This is a genomic window from Roseomonas sp. BN140053, assembly GCF_047690175.1.
Lineage (GTDB): Bacteria > Pseudomonadota > Alphaproteobacteria > Acetobacterales > Acetobacteraceae > Roseomonas.
In genome coordinates, this window is the sequence record NZ_JBLLEB010000017.1 from 25,251 (window position 1) to 38,366 (window position 13,116).

Genomic DNA, 13,116 nt, shown 5'->3' on the forward strand with positions numbered 1-13,116 from the left:
TACGGAACCACCCGTCCATGACCACCACGACCCCGGATGGCGGTGCCGCCCCGGTCGCGCCGGATGCGCGCGCCGCCGGCGTGCCCACCCCCGACACGCTGGCGCGCCTGTCGGAGCTGATCGCCTTCAACAGCGTCAGCCGCCATTCCAACCACGAGGTGATCGACTGGGCCCGCGCCCTGCTCGAAGGCGCCGGCGCCCGTACCCGCACCAGCCTGAACGCCGACGGCACCAAGGCCAACCTCTTCGCCACCTTCGGCGATCCCGACATGCCCGGCGGCCTCGTGCTGTCCGGCCACACCGACGTGGTGCCGGTGGACGGGCAGGACTGGAGCAGCGACCCCTTCCGCGCCGAGATCCGCGATGGCCGCCTCTACGGCCGCGGCGCCTGCGACATGAAGGGCTTCGTGGCGGTGGCCATGGCCCGCGCCCCCGCCCTGGCGGCGGCCGGGCTGCGCAAGCCGCTGCACGTCGCGCTCTCCTACGACGAGGAGGTCGGCTGCCTCGGCATCCCCGTGCTGCTGGACGACCTGGCGCGCGCCGGCATCCGTCCCTCCGGCTGCCTGGTGGGCGAGCCCACGCTGATGCGCGTGGTTTCCGCGCACAAGGGCGGCCGGCTCTACCGCGTGAAGGTACGCGGGCGGGCAGCGCATTCCTCGCTGACGCCGCAGGCGGTGAACGCGGTCGAGTATGCGAGCCGGCTGATCGCGCGCATCGCCGCCATCGGCGACCGGCTGCGCGCGGAAGGCCCCTTCATCCCCGGCTTCGACGTGCCGCACAGCACCATCTCCACCAACCTGATCCAGGGCGGCAACGGGCTCAACATCGTGCCCGCGCTGTGCGAGTTCATGTTCGAGCACCGTTTCCTGCCCGGCAGCAACCCCGACGCCCCCTTCGAGGAGCTGCGCGACGTCGTCGAACAGGAACTGCTGCCCCGCATGCAGGCCGTGGACCCCGAAACCGGCATCGAGTTCACGCCCATCGGCAGCATCCCCGCCCTGAACATCGACGGGGCCGACCCGCTGCTGGGCAACGCGCTGGCGATCCTGGGCGCCGAGGGGGCGGACAAGGTCGCCTACGGCACCGAAGCCTCCTTCTTCCAGGAGGCCGGCGTACCCTCCATCGTCTGCGGCCCGGGCAGCATCGCCCAGGCGCACCGCGCCGACGAGTTCGTGGCCCTGAGCGAGCTCCGCGCCAGCGAGGACTTCGTCGGCGCCCTGGTGCAGCGCCTGGACGCCTGACCTGCGCCGGCGTTGGGCCTGTCCGCGGCTGGCAGGCCGGTTGTTCCGGAGGGTTCGAGCCGTGGCCAGGGGGCGCTGCCCCCTGGGCATCAGGGCAAAGGCGCAGCCTTTGTGCCGAACTGGGGAGGCCCGGCCTCCCCGGCCCCGCGGTGAGTGCCTGCGGCGGGAAAGGCGGAATGATCCGCACTGCCCAGGTAGGCCGCGCTGCCCCGCAACCGGGCGGCAAGGCCGAGCATCGACCAGTTCGGCACCAGCTCCGCCCACCACAATGCCTCGCTGCCATTGGCAAGGCTTCGCTTGTAGCGCTGGTCGCCGGCGAGAAAATCGTAGACGCGCTCCCCGCCAGCCAGGGCTCGCGCGATTGCCAGGGCGTGGCTGGTCAGTCCGGGCTTGGCCGGCGATCCGGCTGCCACCGGGGCCAGCCCGCTCTGGTAGGCGTAGACCCGCCCGCGGTGCCTGAAGTTGTAAAGATATCCGACTACCTCCTCCCCTGCCCGGACCCGCAGCAGGTCGAGTTCCTCCCGCGCCTGGGCACGAAGAACGAGGGCATGGTGGAAGCGATGCGGGAAAGGAGCGGCAAAAGCCCCGGCGAGCCCACGGCGCTGCCATTTCGCGCCGTGCAGATCCATCAGCGCGCCCAGCCAGTCCGTCGCCTCGGCGGCCGTCGCAGCGCGTGCGACGGTGATCGGTCCCCGTGCCGCGTAGAAGCGATTGGATCGACGGATCTGCTGGCGCGTATTGGCGCTGAGGGTTCCGAGATAATCGCCACCGGCCGCGCGCACGGCGTCGAGATCCACGACCGGCACCGGCCGTTGCTGCAACCGGAGCGGCATGCCGCCGGCGGCCCGCAGCACTTCGGCCGGGACGCCGCTCAGCCGCAGGCGCCGCATTCCCCGCACCTGCCAGGCGGCACGCAGCAGGCTCCGACGCACCACCGACGGATGGCCGGCCACCAAAGGCCCATTATGCTCGATAAAAGGGGTGTCGAGTCCGGGATGCCCGTTCTCGGCAAGGGAAAGGCGGCCGCGCCGCCGGTTGAACAGGGCGAGGCCGACCAGGCGTTCCCCGGCCGTGGCGCGCAGGAGCACGGGGTCCGGGTAGCGTTCCTCGGCCAGGCAGCCGACCCAGGTCCAGGACTGGAAGAAGGAAGGGGCGGCGTCCTCCTCGAGAGCGCGCCACGCTTCTGCGAGTGCTGCGAAGCAGCGGACGGGAACGATATCCGTCTCGACCCCGGCGATATCCGCTGCGGTCAACGCTTCAGCTTCGATCAGCCGGCAACGAAGGGCGGGCAGCGCCGTGGCCGCTGAAACACCCACAAAGGCACCGGGATTCCGCTATCCGCCAGGACGTGGCGCGATGCGTGCGCGAATGACCCACCATGGCGCCGCGTCCAGGCCGGGTGCCGCCTTGCCCGCCACGGGGTGGCACCGCTGCCCGGCACTGGGGAGGCACTGTTCGAGATCATCCCGGAGGCACGATCACCGCCACTCGCCGCCGCAGTGGCGAAACCAGTCCCGTCATGTCCGCCAGGACGCGGCCCCGTCATTCGTGAAATGCACGCCCGTCGCCGTTCCGCCGGCGTCACGCAGCGCCTGGATCACCGCCACCCGCCGCGCCGGGGGCACGACGAACATCAGGAAGCCGCCACCGCCGGCGCCCGACACCTTGCCGCCCAGCGCGCCTGCGTTCATCGCGACGTCGCGCAGCGCCTCGATGCCCGAGGTGCTGATGCCCGATGCCGTACGCTTCTTGGCTTCCCAGGAGCGGTTGAGGATCTTCGCGAGGCGCAGGATCTCGCCACGCAGCAGGGCATCCTTCATGTCCAGCGCATCGGCCTTGAGCTGATGCATGCCGGCGACGGCATCGGTGCCGGGGGTATGGAGACGGCGCTGCTGCTCCGCGATGATCTGCTCGGAGGAGCGGGACACGCCGGAGAAGCAGATGACCAGCGACAATTCCAACTCGTTCAACACCGACGCCGGCACCCGCAGCGGGTTCACGATCACCCGGTCGCTGCCCAGGAACTCGATGAAGTTCATCCCCCCGAAGGAGGCCGCATACTGGTCCTGCTTGCCGCCCGCCAGCCCCAGCTCCAGCCGTTCCACCTCGAAAGCCACATGGGCGACGTCGTAGGGGCCGAGCGGCACGCCGAGATAGTTCCGGAACGCTTCCACCAATGCCACGACCAGCGCGGAGGAAGAGCCGAGGCCGGAGCCGGGCGGCGCATCCACGAAGGAGGTGATGCAAACGGTGGGCACCTTGCCGTTGCAGAACTGCCGCGTGAAGCGCCGGGCAACGCCCGCATGCAGCAGCAGCCGTGACGCAGCGATCTCCTCCAGATCGGGGGCGAAAACTTCCTCCTGCCCGATGTCGGGGGCGCAGAAACGGACGCACGGTTCCGCCGAGGGTTCGATGAAAGCGTAGGCGTAGCGGTCGATGGTGACGTTGAGCACGGCGCCGCCGAACTCGTCGCAGTACGGCGACAGGTCCGTGCCGCCGCCCGCGAGCCCCAGCCGCAGGGGGACCCGGGCGCGCACGCCGCCTGCTCCCCTTTCCACGTTTCCGCTCATCCGAGACCCTTGTCCCTTTTTCCCCGTGCGCTACTGCAGCGCCCGTGGCTCACGCGGCGAGTTCGTTTCGATTGCAAGCAGACTTCGTACCAACTCGTCAACCCTCACTCCGGGTTGCAGAAGATGCCCGGCAACACCCGCGGCAGCGGCGGCCAGCATGTCGTTCGGCTGGTCGCCGATCATCAGGCAGCGTGACGGCTCCAGCTCCCAGCGGGCGATCAGGTCGCGCAACATCCCTGCTGCCGGCTTGCGGCAGCCGCAAACGCGGCGATAGGCCGCGAGTGGCGCCTCCGGGTGGTGCGGGCAGTAGCGGGCGTCATCCAGCGTTCCGCCACGGGCACGCACCTCGCTGGCCATCCAGTCGAGCAGGCCGCGCACGGCAGCCTCGTCGTAGAAGCCGCGGGCCACGCCGGACTGGTTGGTCACCACCATCGCGTGCCAGCCGGCCTCCGTCGCGAGCCGCAGGGCCTCCAACGCGCCATCGGTCCACCGGAAGCGCTCCCGCGTGCCGACCCAGCCGTGGTCGTGGTTCAGCACGCCGTCGCGGTCCAGGAACAGGGCAGGGCGCCGGAGCCGGCCAGGCAGTTCGGCGCGGGCCCGGGCGAGGTCCTCCGGCACGCCGATATCGATGAAATAGCCGTCGAGCACGCTGCCGCCGAGACGGCCTTCCGCGGCCAGGCGCGGAAGCACATCGGCCTCCAGCGAGCAGACCGGTTCCAGGCGCTCCATCAACGGGTCGCGCCGTACGACGTAGAGGCCGGCGTTGATCAGGCCCGGGGCGGCAGGGGAGTCCTGCGGCGGCCGGGGCCGGAATTCGGTGATCCGCCCGCCGGCCTCGCGCACCACGCCGTAGCGCGACGTGTCCGGCACGGCCCGGAGCGCGACCTGCGCCACGGCTTCCGGCGGTGCCGCGGCGGCGCCGGACAGCAGCCGGGCGAGGTTGCCGTCCAGGAACGAGTCGCCGTTGCAGAGCAGGAACTGCTCGTCCAGGTGTTGCCGCGCGTGCAGCACGGCCCCGCCGGTGCCGGCCGGGAAGGGTTCCAGCGACACCGACACCTGCGCCTCGATCGGCAGGGTGGCGACCAAGCCGGGCAGGAGTTCCGCCACCCGCGCGGGCAGGTGGCCGGCCAGCAGCACGAAGTCCCGCACCCCGAAGCGGCTGAGCTCCCGCATGAGCCAGGCCAGGAAGGGACGGTCGCCGCAGGGCAGCAGCGGCTTGGGCGTGTCGGCCGCCAGGGCGCCGAGACGAGTGCCCATGCCGCCGATCAGGATGGCGGCCTGCCGGATCGTCGCCGGCGCAGGCATCAGGCCACCGCGGCCCGCGGATGGACGGCGCGTTCCACCAGGGCGCAGAGAATGTGGGCCGCCGTGATGTGGACCTGCTGGATAATGGCGGTCTCTTCGGAAGGAGCGCAGAACAGGTGATCGCACAACTCGCCCATGACACCTTCCCCGCCGCGTCGGCCGGTGAAGCCCAGCGTCCTGATGCCGGTTTCGCGCGCGGTTTTCAGGGCCCGCAGGATGTTGGGGGACCGGCCCGAGGTGGTGATGGCCAGGAATACATCCCCCGCCCGCCCGAGGCCGCGCAGTTGCCGGTCGAACACCAGTTCGAAGCCGTAGTCGTTGCCGATGGCCGTCAGGGCGGAACTGTCCGTGGTCAGCGCCAGGGCCGCCAGTGGGGCGCGGTCGTACATCAGGCGGGACGTGAACTCGGCAGCAATGTGCTGCGCATCGGCGGCGGAACCCCCATTGCCCGCGATCAGCAATTTGTTGCCGGCGCGCAGGCTCTGCTCGACCTGCCCTGCCATGTCGAGGAGAACTCCTTGCGCTGCCGGGTCCCCGGCGAAATCCGTCATGGCGGCAACAGAGGCGGACAGGTAGCTGGCAACATAGCTGATCTCATTCGGGGTCATGGCCGAGGCGTCCGGGTGAGGTGTCTCCGATATTGTTACTATAACAAAACTTGGGACGTGGTGGCGAGAGCGTTGTTGTGGGCGAGAAAGCGGCAAAGACGGCCGCCAAGACTGTTCTGAGCGATCTTCGGCTCTCTTCGTCTCGCCTTCCGCAGCGTGCATCGAACAGCGGGGCTGAACAGATGCGCAGGAGGCTCATTCAATGGGATGCGGTTCCGTATAAAACGGCTGACGGCGCTGCAGATGTATCTTTCCGAGATGTGGACTCGATATTCTTGGCCCTTGCTGGTGCTTGCCCGTGCGCTGGTCCGGCGTGTCGGTGGGCTCAGCCCGGCTCGCGACTGGCAGGCCTGGTGTGCCGACCAGAACATGCCGCATGCGCTCTTTCACGCGCGTAGCCGTGGACGTCGCGCATCCCGGTGCCCTCATGAACTCGGTGAATCTGTGGCGGGCAGGATGCAAGTATTGACAGCCGGTGCGCCCGAGGCTTGCAGCAGCAGCGTGATCGGTGCGACGTCGAAAAACAGGCTGCAACAGATCGGCCGCCTTTGTCGGCGCGCTGTGAAGGGGTAGGCTCGTCGTGCGTGTCGTTGTAGACGATGCGACCAGCGTCGAGATCTTTCTCGCGTGTGTCGGGTGAATCCACACGCCGGCCTTCACCTCAGTGATGTATCGATCATGGACGACCGCATTGCCTACGAAGCTCCCAGCATCTGAAAGATGGTCGAGGCTCACACCGTGAGCTTTTTCCAACTTCCGCCCTGTGACCTGAACAACAACCTGGTCGAGCTTGCCTGCTTCGAACGGAAGGCGCTGTTGCGCTCCACTGCCCAGCGCATCATCGATCCCCACTGGAGTACCGCCGCCGACGCCCTTGGCCAGTGCAGCATCGACGACGATGCCGCGCACTACAGCAACCGCAGCGATCCACCCTCAGCCTGAAGCGAAGCTGCACACTTGCCCGAAGCGCCTTGGGAAGGCCGTTCGGCTGGGCGGAGAAGGATTCAAGGCTGTCCACCAATCGGACACGTACTGAAAGCGGATAGTCCATCACGCAACGTTGAACTACACGTAAAAGTTGTATAGTCCGCGTAAAGCGCGAGATATCAACCCTCACCAGCAGCCGTAACTTTCTGTTATGCAATCATAGGTAGGTAACCCTCATGGCGAATGCATCTTCAAGCCCCAGTGAGCTGGCAAAGCTCGTCCTGCAGAATGCCGGGCAGGCTTCCCTTGCGGGCGGTGTCACCACCTTGGGTCAGGTTTTTGTTCAGGGGGAGCTGCCGGCCAACTCGGGCCTTGTAGCCCGGATCGGCGGCGTCAGCGTGCCTGTCCAGATGGATGTGAAGACCACCTGGCCGGATGGCTCGGTGAAGATGGCCGTGTTGTCGATGGAGCGTCCCACTCTTGCGGCCGGCACCCAGGTCGATGTCGTGCTGTCGCGCGCCGCGGCACCAGCCAGCGGCCCGGCGGTGGACCTGGACGCTGTTCTGCACGGCCATTCCTTCGTTGTCGACCTCAACATCTCCGGCAAGGGCCGCGAGCATGTCGACGTGCTCGCGGCCTTGAAGGACGCGGTGGCGGACGGAACGGCCTCCTTCTGGCAGAACGGCAGCCTCAGCGTGCAGGCGCGCGTCGAAGTTCCCATCGCGGGAACCTCGCAGCGCCTGGTCTTCGACGTCACCGCCTTCAAAGGCGGCGAGTTCAAGGTCGACGCGCAGTTCAACAATGACCGGGCGATGGAAGCGGTTGGCGGCAAGGCCGTCTACGACATCAGCGTTACCATGGACGGCCAGAAGGTGCTGCAGCAGGCCGTCACCCAGGCGCAGTACCAGAACTGGCATCAGGAATTCTCCTCGGGCGACCATGACGGTGGCCAGGGCCTCGGCAGTGCCGATTCGGGCTGGCTGAACATCCGGCAGGACATTGCGCGGCTGGAAGCGGCCAACGCCGTCGCCGACTACGACCTGACGCTGAAAATCCCGGAAAGCACGCTGCAGCGCTACGAGAAGCAGATGGCCGGCGCGGGGTGGAACGATCCCTTCGCCGTGAATGACGTGGCCCAGTACATGCCGACAACCGGCGGGCGGCCGGATATCGGCATCGTGTCCGCGGCCAACACGGTCTGGCTGATTTCCCAGGACCCCCGTGCCGCCGCCTACGCGCTGAGCCAGGCCGAAACGGCCTCCACCATCCCCTGGAATTTTTGGGACGCCGCGCACGACACCTGGGTCAGCACCGACAACTACCCGAAGATTTCCACCAGCGGCCGCACCGGCATGGGCAAGCCCGGCGACGCCATGTCGGCCGGGCTGACGCAGAACGTGGACGCCAACTGGACGGGCTGGGTGCCCGATGTCGCGCACCAGCCGGAACTGTCCTATGTGCCCTACATCCTCACCGGCGAGCGGTGGATGCTGGACAATCTCGGGGCGCAGGCGGCGTGGAATATCGCATCCGGCTGGAACGTGCCGCGCCAGGATGACAAGGATATCCTGGTGGACCGCCCGCAGGTGCGCTCCGCTTCCTGGGGCTTGCGGGAGCTCGAGAACGCGGCCTGGGCCGCCCCGGATGGCAGCGCCGAGAAGGCCTATTTCACGGCTGCCGCCGACGCCAACTGGAAGTTCCTGGTCGATCAGATCCCGACCCTGACCGCGCGGCAAGGCGAGGCCTATGGCTGGATTGATCCGGGCAACTACGACAATTACGGGGGCGGCGTCGCGATCTGGCAGCAGGACTACTTCGCCTCCACCGTGATCTTCGCCGCCGGCCGCGGCAGCGCCGACGCGCTCACCGTGCTGAACTGGATGTCGAACTTCCTGATCGGTCGCTTCGAGCACGATGCGGACGGCTTCGACATCCGCGACGGTGCGGCCTACACCCTGGCCGTCGTCGACCGCACCACCGGCAAGCATTACCAGACCTGGGCCGAGATCGGCCGGGCCATGGACGAGCGTGACCAGTCCAACAACGAGGGCTGGTCCAAGGGCGGCCCGGGCGGAGCCTTGGCAACGCTGGCCGGCATCTACCAGCTCACCGGCTCGGAGCGGGCCCTCGCGGCGTACAAGGCCGTGGTCGCCCTGAACGCGCCGGACTACAACGCAGCCGAACTCGCGCGGCTCCCCAACTTCGCCGTCGCCCTGCCCGGTCTCTACCCCGCCGGCAAGGCGCCGACGCCGGCACCCGTGCCTGTTCCGTCGACGCCCGTTCCGCCAGTGCCCGTACCCGTCCCGCCGGTGCTCACCCCGCCCACCCAGCCCCCGGCCACGCCGCAGAAGCCCGACAGCCCGAATCCGGGCGCAGGGGGGGCGGCCCCCGGCAGTGCCGGAAACGACAATAAAGTGCTGGACAAGCCGGTGCAGGGCATCAGCGTGGATCTCGGCGCGGGGGATGACAGGCTGGTTCTCGCCTCGGGCGGGGTGAACAGCGTCGAGGTCAGCAACGTTGAAACGATCATTGGCGGCAGCGGCAGCGACACGGTGACGCTGGCGACCCTGGCGAACGGCGCGACCGTCGACCTCGGTGCGGGGAACGACCGGTTGCTGCTGGCGAACGGCAGCAACGTGCTTCGGGTCAGCAACGTCGAAACCATCACCGGCGGCAGCGGTAGCGACGCGGTGACGCTGGCGGCCCTGGCGAACGGCGCGACGATCGACCTCGGCGCCGGGGATGACAGGCTGGTTCTCGCTGCGGGCGGGGCGAACAACCTCAAGGTCAGCAACATCGAGACGATTATCGGCGACAGCGGCAACGACACGGTGACGCTGGCGACCCTGGCGAGCGACGTGGCGGTCGACCTCGGCGCCGGGAATGACAAACTGGTTCTCGCCTCGGGTGGGGCGAACAGCGCCAAGGTCAGCAACGTCGAGACGATCATCGGCGGCAGCGGCAACGACACGGTGACGCTAGCGACCCTCGCGAACGACGTGACGATCGACCTAGGCGCCGGGAACGACAAGCTGGTTCTCGCCTCTGGCGGGGCCAACAGCGTGAAGGTCAGCAACGTCGAGACGATCATCGGCGGCAGCGGCAACGACACGGTAACGCTGGCGACCCTCGCGAACGACGTGACGATCGACCTCGGCGCGGGGGACGACCGGTTGCTGCTGGCGAACGGCAGCAACACGCTGACAGTCTGGAACGTCGAGTCGGTCCAGAGCGCTGGCGGCGCCGATGTTCTGACCCTGGGAAGCGCCATCCAGAACGGTTTCGTCGATCTCAGCGCCGGCAGCGACAAGCTGATCCTGTCCTCCGCAGGGGCGAACAGCCTGACGGTCAGCAACGTCGAAACGATCATCGGCGGCAGTCGCGACGACGCGGTGACGCTGGGAGCCAGCGTCTGGGGGGTGACGGTCGACCTCGGGGGTGGCAGCGACAGCCTGGTCCTGGCCGACACCCGGAACATGCTGACGGTGACCAACACCGAGACCATCCTCGGCGGCTCGGGTGCCGACCGGATCACTGTCACCGGATCGGCGGCATCCTTTATCAGTGGCGGGGGAGGGGCCGATATCCTGGTGGGGGGAAGCGGCGACGACACCCTTCTCGGCGGTGCGGAGAAGGACCTGCTGACCGGCGGGGCGGGCGCCGATCACTTCCGCTACACGGCAATCTCCGACAGCGCGGCCGCTGCGCCGAGCCTCTGGGACAGCATCCAGGACTTCCAGCACGGCGTCGACCAACTCGAGTTCTCGGGCCTGCTGACCGGGCAGTTCTCCTATCGTGGGTCCGCCGCCTTCACCGGCAGCCACAACTCGGAGGCCCGTTTCGTCGACGCCCGTAGCGACCGGCTGCAGATCGACGTGAACGGCGATGGGGCGGCGGACATGACGATGGTCGTGGACGGGCTTTCCGCGTCCAGGATGACGGCCAGCGACTTCCTGTGGAGTTGAAACACTGCCCTGAGGGCGGGTGACAGAGAAAGGGCCGGCAGCACGCGCTGCCGGCCCTTTTCTCATGATCGGTCCAATCGGAACCGATAGGCACAGCCGGGGCCGGCCTCTGACGCCGGGGACGGGGCGGCCACGATCTTCCGGTCGGGGCTGGCAGGCTGGAACCGGCATCAACAGGGTGACCATCGGCGGCTCACCGGAGCGTCGCGACGCTTGGCCGGGAGAGGCAATCCAGCGTCTATGCCCCTCCTGCTCAAGCGGAGCATCACGTGTCGGTCTATTTTACACCTAACCGGTGTAGGCCAATAAGATCCGTATAGATCATTGTTTTTTATAAATATATTTTCTGGCATGATATTCGCTAATTACCAGTTCCTGCACCTGTCGAGGCCAGCCACGGAACTCCGTGAAGCGACCCGGCGGGACACGGATCAGGAGGTGGATATGAGTCTGCGTTCTCATTACCTAGGGCTGGTAGTCGCTGGCCTCACGATGATCGGGCTGGCTGCACCCGCGAGCGCGGTGCCCACGCTGTCCTTCGACGACGGTCCCAATGCCGCCCTGCAGACCGGGAGCCTCGCCTACAGCGGCGTTCTCGGCACTGCACTCTCGGGTACCGGCATCGACTTCTTCACGATCACCGGCACGGACACCGCGCTCAACTCGAACGTCACCCTCTCCTGCGTGGGCTGCAAGCTCAACTTCACCACGGGCGGCAGCACCCTGGAGGGCGGGCTCTACGTCTTCGGTGCCGGCGGCAACATCAGCATCACCGGCTCGGTCTTCAACGGCGGAACGCTCATCGCCAGCGGTTCCCTGGTCACTGGCACCTTCTCCGAAAACTCGGGCCTTATCAGGAGCGGCACGGGGACGAATCAGACGGTCAGCTTCAGCGGCGTGGGAATCGACACGAAGAACGCGTCGCTGCTCGCGTTCTTCGGCATCAGTTCGCCCGACTTCACCTTCGCGAACTCCGAGATCTCCGCCGGCAACGCGGCCATCAACTCCACGACCGGAGCGATCACCGCGCGGGTCACGAATGCCGACTTCGACAACACGGCCGTACCCGTGCCCGAGCCGGCCACGCTCGGCCTGCTCGGTACAGGGCTCCTCGGCCTCGGCCTGCTCTCCCGCCGCCGCCGCGGGACGGATGGGCTGCCGCGCGCCTCCTGATCCTTCTCGCCAGAAGCGGTGCGAAGGGAAGGGCGGCTCTGCGGGCCGCCCTTCTCGTTGCATCTCCGCCATCCGCCGAATTCGGCAGCCTCGCCGGGGTGAGAACCGACGAGAGGGCGGTCGAGGCTAGCCCCCCGACCGGCACTACGGTCTCGCGAGGCTGAGCAACCTGCCGGTCTGACCGGCGGACCCAGCCGTCCTGTTGCTGACAGGATGCGTCACGCCCGCCGTGAAAGGACGCCCGCATGGTGCTCCCGGCTTCCGTCCAGCGGACGCATGCCGGGCGGGCTGGATCATATCGCTCCTCTATCATTCCGTGATATTTGCGTCCTTCGTTAGTAGCTGAGGGCGATCGGGTGGCCAGATTCTGCGTGACCGGCGGCTGCGGCTTCATCGGCTCGCACCTCTCGGCTGCCCTGATCGCGCGGGGCCACTCGGTCCGCGTCCTTGACGACCTTTCCACCGGCTCCCGGGCCAACCTCGCCCCCGGCGCGGCCCTGCTGCGGGGCGACATCGCGGACCCTGCCGACGCGCGCGCGGCCATGGACGGCGTCGACGGCTGCTTCCACCTCGCGGCCATCGCCTCCGTGGAGCGTGGCGTGCAGGACTGGCCGGGGACGCACCGCGTCAATCTTTCGGGCACGGTCGCCATCCTGGATGCGGCCCGGGCGCATCGGGTCCCGGTGGTCTACGCCTCCTCGGCCGCCGTTTACGGGGATGGGCCGGTCCTCCCGATCCCCGAGGACGCGCCGACCCGTCCCCTTTCGGCCTACGGAGCCGACAAGCTCGGCTGCGAGCAGCATGCGCGGGTTGCCGGCGCGGTTCACGGCATCCCGACGCTGGGCCTGCGCTTCTTCAACGTCTTCGGGCCGCGGCAGGACCCGCGCTCCCCCTATTCCGGCGTCATCTCGATTTTCTGCGACCGGCTGGTCCGCGGAAACGCGGTGGAGGTTTTCGGCGACGGCGAGCAGACCCGCGACTTCGTCTACGTGGGCGACGTGGTGGCGGCGCTGCTGGCGGCGATGCCGGCCGCTTCCACCGCCGCGCCGGTGCTCAACCTGTGCACGGGCCAGCCGACTTCGGTGCGGGCCCTGGCGGCCACCGTGGCGGCGCTGTGCGGCACGCCGCTCACCCTGAACCACCGCCCGCCCCGCGCGGGTGAAATCCGGCATTCCCTCGGCGCCCCGGATCGCGCGCGCGAAGCGCTCGGCCTGGCGACACCGACATCGCTGCGGGACGGGCTGGCGGAGGTGGTGGCCTGGCTGAAGGCCGGCAGCCCGGGCCTCGCCGTTCCTGCCGGCGAGCCCTCCGTCTGATCGGCCGGCCT

Annotated in this window: 9 protein-coding genes; 4 read left to right on the forward strand and 5 right to left on the reverse strand. The window is 68.3% G+C overall.

Going from position 1 to position 13,116, the window contains the following annotated elements; genetic code table 11:
• Positions 1-17 precede the first annotated feature (17 nt).
• Positions 18-1,241 carry an acetylornithine deacetylase gene (gene argE / locus ACLIBK_RS15750; RefSeq protein ID WP_415388233.1) on the forward strand — a complete coding sequence of 408 codons (1,224 nt, stop codon included), beginning with the start codon at positions 18-20 and terminating at the stop codon, positions 1,239-1,241.
• 89 nt (positions 1,242-1,330) lie between these two features.
• Here the strand turns inward: argE and ACLIBK_RS15755 are convergent, their stop codons facing one another.
• From ACLIBK_RS15755 to ACLIBK_RS15775, 5 genes are all read right to left on the reverse strand, one after another.
• Positions 1,331-2,557, reverse strand: a complete 1,227-nt coding sequence (locus ACLIBK_RS15755; RefSeq protein ID WP_415388234.1) for a GNAT family N-acetyltransferase — start codon at positions 2,555-2,557, stop codon at positions 1,331-1,333.
• 201 nt (positions 2,558-2,758) lie between these two features.
• On the reverse strand, positions 2,759-3,778 hold the full coding sequence (locus tag ACLIBK_RS15760) for a hypothetical protein (protein ID WP_415388235.1): 1,020 nt from the start codon (positions 3,776-3,778) through the stop codon (positions 2,759-2,761).
• 63 nt (positions 3,779-3,841) lie between these two features.
• The gene (locus ACLIBK_RS15765) at positions 3,842-5,116 is read right to left on the reverse strand and encodes an HAD-IIIA family hydrolase (protein ID WP_415388236.1); all 1,275 of its coding nucleotides are present in this window, start codon (positions 5,114-5,116) and stop codon (positions 3,842-3,844) included.
• Complete coding sequence (locus tag ACLIBK_RS15770; RefSeq protein ID WP_415388237.1) at positions 5,116-5,724, reverse strand: D-sedoheptulose 7-phosphate isomerase; 609 nt, start codon at positions 5,722-5,724, stop codon at positions 5,116-5,118. The genes ACLIBK_RS15765 and ACLIBK_RS15770 overlap by 1 nt, the downstream gene beginning before the upstream one ends.
• A gap of 195 nt (positions 5,725-5,919) precedes the next feature.
• The gene (locus ACLIBK_RS15775; protein WP_415388238.1) at positions 5,920-6,633 is read right to left on the reverse strand and encodes a hypothetical protein; all 714 of its coding nucleotides are present in this window, start codon (positions 6,631-6,633) and stop codon (positions 5,920-5,922) included.
• Between the two features lie 254 nt (positions 6,634-6,887).
• Between ACLIBK_RS15775 and ACLIBK_RS15780 the strand changes: the two genes are divergently transcribed.
• The 3 genes from ACLIBK_RS15780 to ACLIBK_RS15790 all read left to right on the forward strand — a co-directional run bounded on the left by ACLIBK_RS15780 (position 6,888) and on the right by ACLIBK_RS15790 (position 13,105).
• Complete coding sequence (locus ACLIBK_RS15780) at positions 6,888-10,616, forward strand: M10 family metallopeptidase C-terminal domain-containing protein (RefSeq protein ID WP_415388239.1); 3,729 nt, start codon at positions 6,888-6,890, stop codon at positions 10,614-10,616.
• Positions 10,617-11,060: 444 nt separating this feature from the next.
• Complete coding sequence (locus ACLIBK_RS15785) at positions 11,061-11,789, forward strand: PEP-CTERM sorting domain-containing protein (RefSeq protein WP_415388240.1); 729 nt, start codon at positions 11,061-11,063, stop codon at positions 11,787-11,789.
• Positions 11,790-12,145: 356 nt separating this feature from the next.
• Positions 12,146-13,105, forward strand: a complete 960-nt coding sequence (locus ACLIBK_RS15790; protein ID WP_415388241.1) for an NAD-dependent epimerase/dehydratase family protein — start codon at positions 12,146-12,148, stop codon at positions 13,103-13,105.
• Positions 13,106-13,116: the final 11 nt, after the last annotated feature.

Excerpts from the sequence above, each read along its gene's own strand:
- ACLIBK_RS15770 (WP_415388237.1), bottom strand. The coding sequence starts at position 5,724 with ATGACCCCGAATGAGATCAGCTATGTTGCCAGCTACCTGTCCGCCTCT.
- ACLIBK_RS15785 (WP_415388240.1), top strand. The coding sequence starts at position 11,061 with ATGAGTCTGCGTTCTCATTACCTAGGGCTGGTAGTCGCTGGCCTCACG.
- ACLIBK_RS15780 (WP_415388239.1), top strand. The coding sequence starts at position 6,888 with ATGGCGAATGCATCTTCAAGCCCCAGTGAGCTGGCAAAGCTCGTCCTG.
- ACLIBK_RS15765 (WP_415388236.1), bottom strand. The coding sequence starts at position 5,116 with ATGCCTGCGCCGGCGACGATCCGGCAGGCCGCCATCCTGATCGGCGGC.
- argE (WP_415388233.1), top strand. The coding sequence starts at position 18 with ATGACCACCACGACCCCGGATGGCGGTGCCGCCCCGGTCGCGCCGGAT.